At 64.1% G+C, this 12,026-nt stretch carries 17 protein-coding genes; 10 read left to right on the plus strand and 7 right to left on the minus strand.

The window, feature by feature from the left end; genetic code table 11:
- Positions 1-19: 19 nt before the first annotated feature.
- Entirely contained in the window at positions 20-1,048 is a 1,029-nt protein-coding gene (locus F1C15_RS15770; protein ID WP_185234458.1) for a HAMP domain-containing sensor histidine kinase, read from the plus strand.
- Between the two features lie 462 nt (positions 1,049-1,510).
- On the opposite strand, the gene F1C15_RS15775 is transcribed toward F1C15_RS15770, so the two are convergent.
- Positions 1,511-1,696, minus strand: a complete 186-nt coding sequence (locus F1C15_RS15775) for a hypothetical protein (RefSeq protein WP_185234460.1) — start codon at positions 1,694-1,696, stop codon at positions 1,511-1,513.
- Positions 1,697-1,860: 164 nt separating this feature from the next.
- On the opposite strand from F1C15_RS15775, the gene F1C15_RS15780 reads away from it, so the two are divergent.
- Positions 1,861-2,610, plus strand: a complete 750-nt coding sequence (locus F1C15_RS15780) for a hypothetical protein (protein WP_185234462.1) — start codon at positions 1,861-1,863, stop codon at positions 2,608-2,610.
- Between the two features lie 101 nt (positions 2,611-2,711).
- Here the strand turns inward: F1C15_RS15780 and F1C15_RS15785 are convergent, their stop codons facing one another.
- The gene (locus tag F1C15_RS15785; protein ID WP_185234464.1) at positions 2,712-2,975 is read right to left on the minus strand and encodes a hypothetical protein; all 264 of its coding nucleotides are present in this window, start codon (positions 2,973-2,975) and stop codon (positions 2,712-2,714) included.
- Positions 2,976-3,143: 168 nt separating this feature from the next.
- On the opposite strand from F1C15_RS15785, the gene F1C15_RS15790 reads away from it, so the two are divergent.
- The 3 genes from F1C15_RS15790 to F1C15_RS15800 all read left to right on the plus strand — a co-directional run bounded on the left by F1C15_RS15790 (position 3,144) and on the right by F1C15_RS15800 (position 7,000).
- The gene (locus F1C15_RS15790; RefSeq protein WP_185234466.1) at positions 3,144-6,353 is read left to right on the plus strand and encodes an N-6 DNA methylase; all 3,210 of its coding nucleotides are present in this window, start codon (positions 3,144-3,146) and stop codon (positions 6,351-6,353) included.
- Between the two features lie 139 nt (positions 6,354-6,492).
- Positions 6,493-6,828 carry a hypothetical protein gene (locus F1C15_RS15795; RefSeq protein WP_185234468.1) on the plus strand — a complete coding sequence of 112 codons (336 nt, stop codon included), beginning with the start codon at positions 6,493-6,495 and terminating at the stop codon, positions 6,826-6,828.
- Between the two features lie 19 nt (positions 6,829-6,847).
- Entirely contained in the window at positions 6,848-7,000 is a 153-nt protein-coding gene (locus F1C15_RS15800; RefSeq protein WP_158612753.1) for a hypothetical protein, read from the plus strand.
- 196 nt (positions 7,001-7,196) lie between these two features.
- On the opposite strand, the gene F1C15_RS15805 is transcribed toward F1C15_RS15800, so the two are convergent.
- Positions 7,197-7,376: a hypothetical protein gene (locus tag F1C15_RS15805; protein WP_056047351.1), complete on the minus strand. Its 180-nt coding sequence runs from the start codon at positions 7,374-7,376 to the stop codon at positions 7,197-7,199.
- A 332-nt stretch (positions 7,377-7,708) separates the two neighbouring features.
- On the opposite strand from F1C15_RS15805, the gene F1C15_RS15810 reads away from it, so the two are divergent.
- The 5 genes from F1C15_RS15810 to F1C15_RS15830 all read left to right on the plus strand — a co-directional run bounded on the left by F1C15_RS15810 (position 7,709) and on the right by F1C15_RS15830 (position 9,617).
- Positions 7,709-7,912 (plus strand): hypothetical protein, encoded by a 204-nt coding sequence (locus tag F1C15_RS15810; protein ID WP_185234470.1) that lies wholly within the window; start codon positions 7,709-7,711, stop codon positions 7,910-7,912.
- Between the two features lie 79 nt (positions 7,913-7,991).
- A complete protein-coding gene (locus F1C15_RS15815; protein ID WP_185234472.1) occupies positions 7,992-8,213 on the plus strand; it encodes a hypothetical protein in 222 nt (73 codons plus the stop codon).
- Positions 8,214-8,236: 23 nt separating this feature from the next.
- Positions 8,237-8,497, plus strand: coding sequence for a glutaredoxin-like protein NrdH (nrdH, locus tag F1C15_RS15820; protein ID WP_185234474.1), 261 nt, complete (start codon positions 8,237-8,239; stop codon positions 8,495-8,497).
- Complete coding sequence (locus F1C15_RS15825; RefSeq protein ID WP_185234476.1) at positions 8,494-8,667, plus strand: hypothetical protein; 174 nt, start codon at positions 8,494-8,496, stop codon at positions 8,665-8,667. The genes nrdH and F1C15_RS15825 overlap by 4 nt, the downstream gene beginning before the upstream one ends.
- A 77-nt stretch (positions 8,668-8,744) precedes the next feature.
- On the plus strand, positions 8,745-9,617 hold the full coding sequence (locus tag F1C15_RS15830; protein ID WP_219731614.1) for a TetR/AcrR family transcriptional regulator: 873 nt from the start codon (positions 8,745-8,747) through the stop codon (positions 9,615-9,617).
- Between the two features lie 2 nt (positions 9,618-9,619).
- On the opposite strand, the gene F1C15_RS15835 is transcribed toward F1C15_RS15830, so the two are convergent.
- The 4 genes from F1C15_RS15835 to F1C15_RS15850 are packed head-to-tail and all read right to left on the minus strand — an operon-like array spanning position 9,620 to position 11,875.
- Entirely contained in the window at positions 9,620-9,913 is a 294-nt protein-coding gene (locus F1C15_RS15835) for a hypothetical protein (RefSeq protein WP_185234481.1), read from the minus strand.
- 32 nt (positions 9,914-9,945) lie between these two features.
- Positions 9,946-11,064 (minus strand): hypothetical protein, encoded by a 1,119-nt coding sequence (locus F1C15_RS15840; protein ID WP_185234483.1) that lies wholly within the window; start codon positions 11,062-11,064, stop codon positions 9,946-9,948.
- Entirely contained in the window at positions 11,061-11,576 is a 516-nt protein-coding gene (locus F1C15_RS15845; RefSeq protein WP_185234485.1) for a hypothetical protein, read from the minus strand. Before F1C15_RS15845 ends, F1C15_RS15840 begins: the two co-directional genes overlap by 4 nt.
- Positions 11,573-11,875, minus strand: a complete 303-nt coding sequence (locus F1C15_RS15850; protein ID WP_185234487.1) for a hypothetical protein — start codon at positions 11,873-11,875, stop codon at positions 11,573-11,575. Before F1C15_RS15850 ends, F1C15_RS15845 begins: the two co-directional genes overlap by 4 nt.
- Positions 11,876-12,026: the final 151 nt, after the last annotated feature.

Consider the following 12,026-nt stretch of genomic DNA (forward strand, 5'->3'; position numbering starts at 1 on the left):
AAGGCAACGAGAAACCAGAGTGGGCTCGGCCGCCGACGACGCAGCACTACGGACCGCCACGCGATCAATCGGCCTGCAGATCATGCTTGTCTCGGCCCTCGTCGTAGTGGGCGCACTCGCCCTGACGATCGCGTGGGTGCTGCACCAGACCGTCCCTAAGGAGCGACTTGAACAGGTCGCCGCCGCTGGCCAGGGCGAGGTCTTCGTCTCAGCAATCGACGTCGTGGCCGGCCTCATTGTGCTCGGTATCGGAGGCGTCGTCTTCGCCGGCCTCGTGACCGTAGTCATTGCTCGACGCGCCGTCCGGCCACTCGGTGACGCGCTCCGCGTGCAACGACAGTTTGTCGCCGACGCCAGCCACGAGCTCCGGACACCTCTTGCTGTCCTGGACGCCCGCCTCCAGGCGCTGCAGCGCAAGATCACCGGAGGCGCAGCGACAGCCGACGACAGGGTCACCGCTGACCTAGCGAGACTCCGTGACGACTCGCGGGCCTTGATCGACATCGTCGGCGACCTGCTCGAAGCAGCGGGAGGAGACTCTTCCGCTGCGGCGACCATGTCCGACCCCGTGCATCTCAACGAGGTCGTCGAGGACGTCCTTCGGTCAATGTCAGTCCTCGCTGACGAGCACGATGTAGCCCTGCGGTACGACGCTGCTGGCTTCGCACTTGTTGATGCGTCGGCTGCGAGCCTCCGCCGGGCGGTTCTTGCTGTGGTCGACAACGCCATCGGCCACGCGCCCCCGGGATCAACCGTGACCGTGTCGACCCGTCTCGAGCGTGACTCAGCCGTCATCACGGTAACTGACGAGGGGCCAGGCATAACGGGTATCAAACCAACCCGGGTCTTCGACCGGTTCGCCCGCTCAGACCCGGCACCCGAGACCACTGGGACGAACGCACACGCCAGCCGTCCCAGCTTCGGCATCGGCCTCGCACTCGTCAGGGAGGTTGCTCTTCGTCACGGCGGCAGTGTGCGGGTGGCCGCAACGTCTGACACTGGGACGACGCTTGAGCTGGTCTTACCGGCCTCAAGTCAGGGGACCTGACATCAGTGACCCAGGCGCCCGGTAGGAGAGCCTTCACCGAGATGCGTTTCGGACTGACCTATTGAGACGGCAAGGTCAGCGCACTTCCGGGGGAGTGGTCGAAGTGCGGCAGCGTTCGGTGAACGATCGCCTATCGAGACACCTATTTCTGCCAATATCTAGGCATGCCAGTCCCCGATACAGCAACACTCCGTGATCTCGTTGGGGCCCTTGTAGGCGCCGTCAATGAGTCCACTCACCAAAAGCTTTATGAGCGGCTGTGGGCTCTCTATCTGGGCCTTTCCGAGCGCAATGGGGCGGTCTCAGAGCGCGATCGGCTCGACGCGATTGAGGAAGTGCGGCCTCTCCTTCCTCAGGTCTCAAAGTTTGGCTCTGCGGGATACAACGCCGTCAATGCCTTCCGGAATCGCATCGCCTGAGCATCTGTCATGTGTCTGATGACGGATCGTCTATCGAGACGCCTCAATAGCCCACGATGGCGTGCTTGATGCGAGCGACCCACCAGCCGATCGTGGCCCAGTAGAGCCCGCGGCCGATGACTGTGACGACGAACCAGAGGCCGGCAGCCGCCTTGTTCGCCACGAGTGCGATGAAAGCCAGACCGATTGCTGCGATGAGGGCTTCGGCGCCCGTGGGAAGCATTTCCATGGCCGGACCGTAGCGGCACCCACCGACATTGCTCGGTTTAGCGAGACGGGCACGTGGACGTACGCCCGGTGCCCGTCTTGCTGCCCTGTCGGATCAGTACCTGAGGGCCGACGTGGGGCTCACTGACACCGAACTGTGTTCCGGTCCACCGCTACCGTTTGCTCATGAGCGAGCATCTGTCAGTCCCCGAACTTGCCGCGCAGATTGGCGCCGATCCTAAGCGGGTGCGCGAGTGGATGCGTACGCAGGGATGGCGGCACCCGACTGAGGCGGGGCAGCCCTGGGCCCTGACCGGCGAGCAGGTCGCGGTTCTTGCGGCCCGGTTTTCGAGGAACCCCGCAGGGGCGATCGCGATGGAACCAAGTGTGACTCCGGAGACGAACGACCTCGACGACGTCGCTGAGGAAGACGAAACGCCGCTCGCGCACCTGACCGTCGGGGAACTGCTCGACACCTACACCGACGTTCTTGCCGAGCTTCGGACCCGACATCTTGTTCGCACTAATAACGCACCCATCGGAGACCTTGCGGAGTTCTGCGCCGCGATGGTCTACGACGGGCTGCTCGCCCCGAATTCGGAAAAGTCGTACGACCTTGCCGCTGCCGATGGTCGCAAGGTGCAGGTGAAGGTACGACTGGTGCGGCCTGGCATGGCTAGCGGTGCCGTGTTCTCACCGATCCGGTCGTTTGACTTCGACCTGTGCGCATTCCTGGTCATCGACAACGAGGTCGGGCAGGTCATCGCGGCGAGAGAGTGGACCCCGGAAGAGGTCCGCGAGCACGGGTCGTTCAAGCAGCACACGAACGGCACTGTTGTCACGGTCTCGCAGCTGCGATCGTCGAAGGCGCGCGGCGTCGACCGGACAGCGGACTTCAATACGGCTTGGCAAGAACTGCTTAGCCAGACTCGCTGAGCTGCAAGGAGTCGACCTATCCGTATGGCGAGCGGCTATTGGACACCTCCGCCTCGCTGCCACGAGCCTTCCTTTCTAGGCCTGCGGGATGGCGCAACGCTCTACGGGGTCTCCAGCACGGCGCGGATTCCGGCTTGAACTCGATCGGCAACCGTACGGGGGACGCCAGCGCCGGCGTACATGGACACGATCGTCGCGTGAGCAGTATCAGGATCAAATTCGACTCGTGCCTCCCAGGCGGTCCGCCGCGCCTGGACTTCAAATATCACCACCCAGCCTTGAACTGTGACGTTCTGGAGCCTGTAAATATCGGTCGTTTCTTCGCGCACAATTTGTTCGAATATTGCCTGCGTGAGCTCCGCCATTGCTGTCCCCGTTTCGTCGTGGTGCCACCTGCGCAGAGCGTATTCGGTGCACTCCTCAGACATCCCGGCTGACTAGAATTGGCTCGCCCTTTCTGGGGGCCATGCGTGTCCCAGGCACGCCCACAACTGAGGTACGCGGCTTCAGAAGCTGCTGAGAGTAGGAACTCCGTGGCGCCAGGACTTGACTCCGACCTTCGTCAATATGGGCTGAGGCACCCCGATTTCGCAGCCGTTCTTCGTGACGCAGCTCGGGCAATCAACGCCATTGCTCAGACTTCCGCGAACGAGGCGACGATCTCTGCCGCGTTCGACACGCAGCTCGCGATGGCGCTCCAGCGGATTGGTGTCGAGTACGCACCGGTCAAAGAGCAAGGGCTCTCGCTCGGAGCCAAGCGCCTTCGTGGGCGGATCGATAGTCGAGTTGGCGACGTCATCATCGAGTTCAAACAACCCTCGACGTTTAACACCCCTCGGTTGCAGGAAGCCGCCACGCGGCAGGTAACGGCCTACGCCCACAGCTTGTTCGCCGACGACGGCCGCACCGTCGCGGCCTACGTCACCGACGGCGTCAAGGCCAAGCGGCTAATAGTCAATGCCTCAGGAACGTTCGAGGGGCCTCTGCGTCCGCTCGACGGCGACTTCTTGCTTGAGTACGCGCAGGCCGTTGTAAGCACCACGCTTAGAGCACTCTCGGGCGAAAACTTGGTCAAGCATTTCACCGGTTCCACTGCATCAACTAAAGAGTTGGCGACCGTGCTTTACAACGAACTCGCCTCAGAATCGGCCGTAGGACGTACTCAGATGCTGTTCCAAGAATGGCAACTGTTGTTCAAGCTGGCCCACGACGATACGTCGAAGCAGCAGGCGATTCTTGATCGACGGTCTGCCCTGGAAGATGCCGTCGGGGTATCCCTCGACGAATCGAGCTTCCTGCCGGATTATCGGGCGCTCTTCGCTTTGCAGACCGCCTACTCCATTGTCCTCAAGTGCATTGGCATGGGCGTTCTTCAGGGGGTTACGCAGTTCCGGCCATCAAGTGATCTTGCGAGCGTCGCCATGGCCGACCGCGCCACCACGCAACGGTTCCTCGAAGCGATGGAAGACGGCAGCGAAGTAAGAGACCGCGGAGTCGAGAATCTCCTCGAAGGCGACTTCTTCTCCTGGTACGCACAAAGCGATCAGTTCACGCCGGTAATTCATCGAGCCGTCCAGCCAGTGCTTCAGGATATCGCCGAATTCGAGGCACTCCCCGCATTCCACGGCGATCGCGTCGCGGCACGAGATTTGTTCAAAGACTTCTACATGCACATGATCCCCGAGAAGGTCCGGCATTCTCTGGGGGAGTACTACACGCCGTCATGGCTTGCCGACGACACCATCAACCAAGCCATCGAGCAACTCAGCACTTCCGACGCAGAGGCCTGGCGACTGCTTGATCCCACCTGCGGCAGCGGAACGTTCCTGACAATGGGAATGCAGAAAATCCTGGATGAAACCCACGATCTGCCGCTCGCAGATCGCCTGGACTCTGTGCTCCAACGAATCGTGGGCATCGACCTAAACCCTCTTGCAGTTCTCACCGCGCGGATGAACTACTTCATCAACATCTCACCGTTGCTCGGAGACCGGCCCGCGTTCCATATCCCTGTGTATCTCGGCGACGCATCAGTCACTCCTGAACCTACGGTGATAGACGGTGTCGATTGCCTCAGTTACTCCATTCGGACGCTTCAGCAGCCACTGCAAGTCACAATGCCGAGGTCAGCCTTGCGCGACGTGGCCAAATTCACCACGGAAATGGCCCGGGTCGAGTTTTTCACCAAGGCAAGAGACCGAAGCCGTATTCAGGCTGCCCTTCTGGCGCTGGTTGCCGAAGACGAACGCACTGAGGCAATTACAAGCGAAATTGGTCAACTGGCCGATCAACTCGTGGAGCTCGAAGAACGAGAATGGAATGGCATCTGGCCGCGCATCATTGCCGACTTCCTGACAACCGGCGCCATCGGTAAATTTGAGATCGTTGTCGGTAACCCCCCGTGGATCGACTGGAAGAACCTTCCCGAGAACTACCGACGATCTCTAGTCGAGCTGTGCATTGAGCGGGACATCTTTTCCGGTGATGGCGTAACCGGCGGCATCAACCTCAACGTCTGCGCACTCATAGCTCTCACGGCGGCTGAGAACTGGCTCGCACCTGGTGGGGCTCTGGCCATGCTGATGCCCGACACCCTCCTCTTCCAGCAGTCCTACGAAGGTTTCCGACGTCTCAAAACAGGTCCCTCCGGTGACCGCATCTATCTGTCAAAGCTCACCGACTGGCAGAAAGCGGGCCACCCATTCAAGCCCGTACAGCAGAAGTTCTTCACCTACGTGTTCCTCAGCGAAAAACCCGCCGACTGGCCAGGTGTCGCCGTTCGCGAGTTGCACAAGGCCCGAACAGTTCCCCTTCCTGACCCTTCGACGTCCTACCGATTCAGTGAACTACCGGAGGACCTCTTCGTCGAAAAAGCCACGTGGGCGGAACCCATCCACGCGGGCAAGTCCTACTTCTCCCGGGGCGCAAGCGCACCAGAAGTACACGCCTTCGCCGCCGTAGCGGGGGAGTCTCCTTACCGAGGACGAGAAGGTATCGAGTTCTACCCGCAGGAGCTACTGCTCTTCGAATACGTCGGTCCAGGCAGCACCCCCACGACCGCCAAATTCCGCAATTACCAAAGCCCCAATTCAAAACATCGTATTCCCGCAATGACCCGCGAACTCGAAACGAGCGTCATGCGGCCCCTAATCAAGGGGCCCATGATTTCTCGATTCGGTATCAAAGCACCCCAGTTCTATGTGCCCTTCTACTATTCCCCGGACTTCGCTACTGGACGAAGCCCTCTTCCGCTCGACCGGCTGATGGATGAATACCCGCAGCTGGCGCGGCTGCTGGTTGCCTACCGAAACGTCTTCGAGAGCCAGACTCAGTACAACCAGCGCATCATTGGCGAAACTCATTCGACTGAGTTTTACGCGGTGGCGCGAGTTGGTGCTTATTCCCATGCAAGCAACTACGTCTGCTTCAGGGACAACACGAAATGGGGCGCATCAGTCCTGAGTGACGTTGCGACGCCTTGGGGCACTACGACCAAGCCGGTGTTCCAGAACCACGCCGTCTCGATTTCCGAACGCCCGGACGGGGCTTTCATCTCGCTAGATGAGGCGCATTACATATGTGCGGTACTGAATTCAACGCTTGTGTCTAACTTTGTCATTCGTTCCAGTGAGGCAGCGGTCGTTCAAAATTCGCGTGCCCGTGAGCATCCCAATTTTCGACTCCGGCAACGGCAACCACGCAGCGCTGGCAGAACAATCTCGTCTCGCCCACGGCTCAAATGAGCAAGGGATGATCAGCGTGCAGCAAAATATCGATGACCTGGTCGATGAACTCTTCCGGGTAAACGGCGGATCGTAGCGGTCAGGGAGACACCGCTGTGAGCTCCTCACGACTGACAGTGGCGGACCATAGGGTCACCGCGTGGGAGTCCAGGGATCGGGTGAAGTAGCTGCCCGCGTTTTGCGCCGTCCGATTCCGACGCACCCGTTCGCAGTCCCGCCGATCCCGGGGACGTTCGGTGTCTGGAAGGTCCGCCGAGACCGTGCCGCGCCCCTCGGCTATGTCCTGTCGCGCCCCGAGCTGGGCGGCTTCGTCTACCACTGCTACGCCCACGGCCGAGACGATGCCGGCGGCCGGCCCTGGCTGCACCGGGAGGATAGCTTGAACAGCGCCGTCGCGTGGATGATCCAGCACGAGGCCGAGCTGTCGGCCCTCACGGGCCGGCTGCACCCTGAGCCGGACGAGTGGCCGTCATGACCGCGGGTAGCGCCCAGGCATGAGCTGGTTCGTCAGGCACCGCCCCAAGGGCGACACGAGCGCCGAGGCCGTGGCCGTCGAGACAGGCGCCCCGACGCCGGCCGACGCGATCGACCAAGTGCGCGCCACGCTCCCCGAGGATCGCATCGTGACCTCGGTCGCTCCCTACTGAGCCCGAGAGAGCCGTCAGGGGCCGCGCGTAGCTTGGCTCCGGTCAGCTTCCCCCCGAGCTGGCCGAGAGCTGCCGGGCGGCCCCTAACCCGCTAGGCAGCAGCAGCCCCCGCATTCCGGCTCCCCCCAGCCGGGCGGGGGCTTCTTCGTGCGCACAGACCGTTCTCGAGTCCGGTGCCGGCCGACGAGTGCTCGTGTCAGATGACGGCGTAGGCGATGGTCGCGGCCGCGACGATGCCGGCTGCGCAGAGCGTCATGATTGCGCGCCTAGACGCGGGGCGATTGGCGCGAATGTCTTTCACCATGAGCACCATTGCGACCACGGCGATGACCACCATGAGGCCGACGCCTAGGAGGATCACGACTCGCATCATCACGGGTCGACAGTAGCGAACGGCCCGCTTTGCGGTCCGGGGGAGTCGCTGCGCTCCCGGGGAGCCGCTGCGCGGCGCTCAATGCCCTTCGGGCACGTCTTTTTGCCGTGAAGCCTTCGGCGGCTCGGTCGCTGCGCTCCCTCGTAGCCACCTCCGGGTCTCCGTTCAAGTGGCTGCGCCACCGGCTCCTCCGAGATTTTCGGCACGCGGTCGCAAGCTCCCTTATTTCGCGCCGAAATTCTCTCCCCTGCCGCCCTTCGGGTTGCACTGCGCCCTCCGGTCGCTAAGGCGGGAAACCGCCTTCACGGCAAAAAAACGAGAGGGAGAGGAAGCAAATGCAGAAGCAGCAGATCACCACCATCACGACGTTGGTCCCCGTGGTCAGCGAGGAGGCGTTGAACCGTCAGCTTCGGAAGATCGGGGAGCGCGACAGCGACCTCGCCCAGTACGCGAGCAACGGGTGGGCCCTCGTCCACACCCACGCGATCGCGGGCGTCGACTACACGACCTTCGTCGACACCCTGACCCGCAGCGAGTAACGACAAAGCGGGAGGGGACGAACCGTATTCGCCCCCTCCCGCTTCCCATCCTCACCGATCAGCCCCAGGAGCAGAAGCCATGACCACCACCACCACCCCCACAACGCCCTACGTCACCAACGCCTGCCAGTTCTGCGGTGCCTCCAGCACAGTCGAGCTCACCGCGGCCGAGGTCGCCGCGTGGGTCACCGGCGCCCCGATTCAGGACGCCATGCCCGACCGCCCCGCCCCGAGTCGCGAGCTCGTGCGCAACGGCACCCACCCCGAATGCTGGACGGCGATGTTCGGCAGTCCTGAGTGACAATAACCCGAGGGGGAATCGACATGATCACCGTCTACAGCAAGCCCAGCTGCGTGCAGTGCACCGCGACGTACAAGAGCCTCGACGCCAAGGGCCTCGAATACCGGGTCGTCGACGTCACCACCAACGACAACGCCCTCGAGTACGTGAAGGGCGAGCTCGGCTACCTCGGAGCCCCGGTCGTAGTCGTCTCCGAGCACGACCACTGGACCGGCTTCCGGCCCGACCACATCGACCGCGTCGCCGCCGGTGGCGCCACTGAGAGCGAAGGGACAGGCGCATGAGCACTAACACCACCCCCGAGGACACCAACCCGTGGGCCGCCGCGATCAACGCCGGGCCCGTCCGCGACGCTGAGGGCCGCTTCGTCTACGACCCCACCTACAACCCCGAGGACGGCGACAAGTTCGACGACGACACCCACCTCGCCGGGCTCGACGACGAGGCCTCCTAAGCGCACCGGGGGAGCGCCAAACCGGCGCCCCCCGGCTAGTGCCGCCCCGCTTGCTCGGTCGCCAGTACGGTGAGCGGATGACTCGTCCCGACCCGACCGCGAGCGAGATCCTCGCGGATCTCACCGCCACCGGGCAGGCACGCCCCCGCACGTCCCTCCCGGGGCCCGTCCAGGCCGCAGAGTGGCGACGTCTGGCTCGTGCAGCAGGGCGCAGCATTGGCCGCCCCGTGCGCACCTACGCCGGCCCCGACGGTCCGGTCGCAGCGCTGCACGACTGGCCCGTCGACGACGTCGAACGAACCATCCACGAGCGGGCACTACGAGACGCCGTCGACGGCGCAACCCTCGAAGCGATACCTCATCAGCGAGGCCCTGGCCGCCCCCGGAAAGGCAGCGGCCCCGGCGCCCGAGAGCGCATCATGACCGCCGCGGAGCACCTGTTCAAGACCGACGGATTCCGCGCCTCGGGCGTGGACACCATCACCGAAGAGGCGGACGTGGCCAAAGCCTCGTTCTACAAGTACTTCGGCTCCCGCAGCGAGCTCGAAGTCGCCTACCTCAACCTGGAGCACCAGCGCAGCGTCGACGACCTCGCGGAGCGCGAGCAGGCCCACCCCGTGGCCGCCGATGCCCTGGTCGACGTCGTCGACGCAGCCGCGTCACTCCTCGCTGTGGCGCCGGCCGCGAACGTGTTTATCCTCGCCACCGTCGAGTACCCCGAGACGGACCACCCCGCCTGCCTCGCCGCACAGACGCACTTGCAATGGCGCCACCGCCAATTCACGAGACTCCTCACCAGCGCCGGCCACCCGTCGCCCGTGACGGCCGCGACCGACCTCGCCGCGGCCCTCGATGGCGCCGAGCTCCTGGCTCACGTGAGTGACCACGACACCGCGGCCGGCAGCGCCCGCCGCGCACTGGCCCGCCTGCTCGTGGAAGCGTCGCAGTAGCCCTAGGCGCTGGGGCTTGTCACGACCGACCCCTCCGACCAGTTGTAGTCACCGCTCCCGCCCACGCGCGGGAGCGAGTCGCAGAACGCAACGGCCGCCGCGATCGACTCGTGCGTCGCCAACCACGGCCGCTCCGACACCTGCTCGTGATGGCCGTACACGTGCACCGCCGATGCCTCATTGGAGGCGTCCACGTATGTGACCCGGAACCACGCCAGGGGCGCAGGCTGCTCGACGTCCTCCGGCCGAATGCGGGCGGTGTCGAGGCCCTCAAATACGAGTCGGTAGGCAGTCACCTGCCAAGCCTCGCACGCGGTGTCTGAGGGCTTTAGCTGGCGACTCGCAGAGGTTCTTTCGAGAAGCCGAAGTCCATGTGAGCGTGGTCGCAGCTGTCTCGGAACTGCGTGAGGTTCGGCCAGGTCTGCCCGCTGCGGCACTGGACCTGCCCGATGCGGCTGCCCTCGGGAGCGACCGAGGAGAACAGGTCGATGACTGCCAAATCCTGCGAGGTGTTCCCCGTGAGGGCGACCCCGTCGATTTGGTAGAAGTCGAGTGCACGCCCGCCGCCGTCGCGGTAGTGCGCCGAGGCCGTGCCGGCGCCAATGAGGGAGCCGGTGCACTTGCGGTTGAGTGAGCCCACCCCGACGGACTCGAACTTGTTGAGGGCCAGGGTGATGACTTGCAGCACCCGGAGGTCGAGTTGGCAGTCGGCAGACGCCGACCCGTTGGCGACGTTCTTCACCTGCTCCTGGTAGCGGGGTTCGAGGAACTTCAACGAGCCGTTGTCCATCGCCGTGACTAGCCCCTGAGCGACCTCCTGCGCGTCACCCGAGACGCTGCATCCCGAGGTGCCGCCGCCCGGAGTACCGCCGAGCTTGGCGAGGTAGTCGGTGATCGCGACGGCGTCGGCGCGGTAACGCGAGTAGTGAAACGGGTCAGCGTTGATCTGAACTTTGTTGATCGCGATTGACGAGTCGAGCCCTTCCCAGTCGGGCACGCCGGTGAGGCGCTGGAAGAACAGCGAGGCTGACGTCGTCGGGTCCATCCGCTGCTCCGTGGTTCCCCACGACGACTGCTGCTGGAACAGTCCGATGGAATCAGCCACGGAACCGTCAGGGTTGATCGCGTTATCGCCATAACCGATGTTGTTCAGGCTCGATTCTCCGATCGCTGCTTGAACGCCGAGGGCCTGCGCCGCCTCGGGCATCGTCAGGGTTGCGGCGGCGTTGATGATCGCCGCGGCGTTCCCCAGCTGCTCACGCCCGAACGCTCCAACCTTTGCGTCCGCGGGGATCGCTGCCGCGTCCACGGGCCCGGCGGACGCCGGCGTGCATCCGCTCGCGGACGAGCTCTCCGAGGACGACGCGGCCAGCACGATACCGAGGACGATCGCCACCGGGACCGCGAGGGCCAGCGCCGCGATGGCGCCACCACCTGCCTTGTTCATGCCGGCGGCGCCATTCGCTCGACGAGCCACGGGGAGTCCGTGTCGGGGCGCGTGGTGTACGTCTCATAGACGCCCGCGTCGGTCGGCACGCTGACGATGAACGTGTACACACCGTCACCGTCGAGCACGCCGGCGTCGCCCGTCACCGACGTGCACGGCACCGTCGCCGGGTCGACCGTCTCGTATGCGGTGATCCCCCGATCAGTGAGCAGGGGCGACAGCGACACGATCCACTCGGGGTTAGCCGTGCCGGGCCGGCAGTAGGACGCGACGGCCCTCGCCGCGGCGGCGACTGCGTCGCTCTCCGCTGATGCATCCGGCTCGGGTTCGGCGTCCTCGATCGGTGCCTCCGTCGCGGCATCGGTCGGGGCCGTGGTGCTGCTCGGAGGGGCGGTGTTGTCGTCGGTGGAAGAGTCGTCGCCGGCGTCCGGGGAAGTGCACCCCGTGAGGGTGCCGAGGGTGAGAAGGGCGGCAGCAACCAGGAGCCCGCCCGACCGAGCTCCGCGTGTCACTGGTCGCCTTCGCCTGTGCCCGAGGTGGTGTCCTCGGAGGCAGCGTCGGCGGTGCCCGCGGGGGTCGCGGCCGGGCGCCGGCGGGTACGTGTCTTGGACGCCAGTCCGAGACTCTTTAGTTCGCTCTCGGTCCATCCGGCTTTCAGTGCTGCACGGCGCGAGCGTGCTGCTTCCGCTTCGGCCTCTGCGAGGGCGGCGGCCTGCTCTTCGGCGGTGGCGACGGCGGCTTGCAGCGCCTCACCCGCCTCGATCTTCGCGGCGACTTGTTCGTGGACGAGCTCTTGGACTGTCTTGGTCATGGTCTGAGCCTACGTCGATATGGGGATATCGACTAGACGTGTCTGTTCTGTTGTTCTGCTTCGCGCAATCTTCGATTGCTGAAGCAGAACCTTGATCCGTTTCTAGCTTCTGCTCTTCGCCATCTTCGATGTCTTGGATCAGAATCTAAAA

Source organism: Frigoribacterium sp. NBH87, assembly GCF_014217665.1.
In the GTDB taxonomy this organism is placed as follows: Bacteria; Actinomycetota; Actinomycetes; order Actinomycetales; family Microbacteriaceae; genus Frigoribacterium; species Frigoribacterium endophyticum.

What these genes read in the sequence shown, in the direction of transcription:
- nrdH (WP_185234474.1), top strand. Translation starts at nt 8,237, where the DNA reads ATGATCACCGTCTACAGCAAGCCCAGCTGCGTGCAGTGCACCGCGACG.
- F1C15_RS15800 (WP_158612753.1), top strand. Translation starts at nt 6,848, where the DNA reads ATGAGCTGGTTCGTCAGGCACCGCCCCAAGGGCGACACGAGCGCCGAG.
- F1C15_RS15815 (WP_185234472.1), top strand. Translation starts at nt 7,992, where the DNA reads ATGACCACCACCACCACCCCCACAACGCCCTACGTCACCAACGCCTGC.
- F1C15_RS15825 (WP_185234476.1), top strand. Translation starts at nt 8,494, where the DNA reads ATGAGCACTAACACCACCCCCGAGGACACCAACCCGTGGGCCGCCGCG.
- F1C15_RS15830 (WP_219731614.1), top strand. Translation starts at nt 8,745, where the DNA reads ATGACTCGTCCCGACCCGACCGCGAGCGAGATCCTCGCGGATCTCACC.
- F1C15_RS15840 (WP_185234483.1), bottom strand. Translation starts at nt 11,064, where the DNA reads ATGAACAAGGCAGGTGGTGGCGCCATCGCGGCGCTGGCCCTCGCGGTC.
- F1C15_RS15775 (WP_185234460.1), bottom strand. Translation starts at nt 1,696, where the DNA reads ATGGAAATGCTTCCCACGGGCGCCGAAGCCCTCATCGCAGCAATCGGT.
- F1C15_RS15810 (WP_185234470.1), top strand. Translation starts at nt 7,709, where the DNA reads ATGCAGAAGCAGCAGATCACCACCATCACGACGTTGGTCCCCGTGGTC.
- F1C15_RS15780 (WP_185234462.1), top strand. Translation starts at nt 1,861, where the DNA reads ATGAGCGAGCATCTGTCAGTCCCCGAACTTGCCGCGCAGATTGGCGCC.
- F1C15_RS15850 (WP_185234487.1), bottom strand. Translation starts at nt 11,875, where the DNA reads ATGACCAAGACAGTCCAAGAGCTCGTCCACGAACAAGTCGCCGCGAAG.
- F1C15_RS15785 (WP_185234464.1), bottom strand. Translation starts at nt 2,975, where the DNA reads ATGGCGGAGCTCACGCAGGCAATATTCGAACAAATTGTGCGCGAAGAA.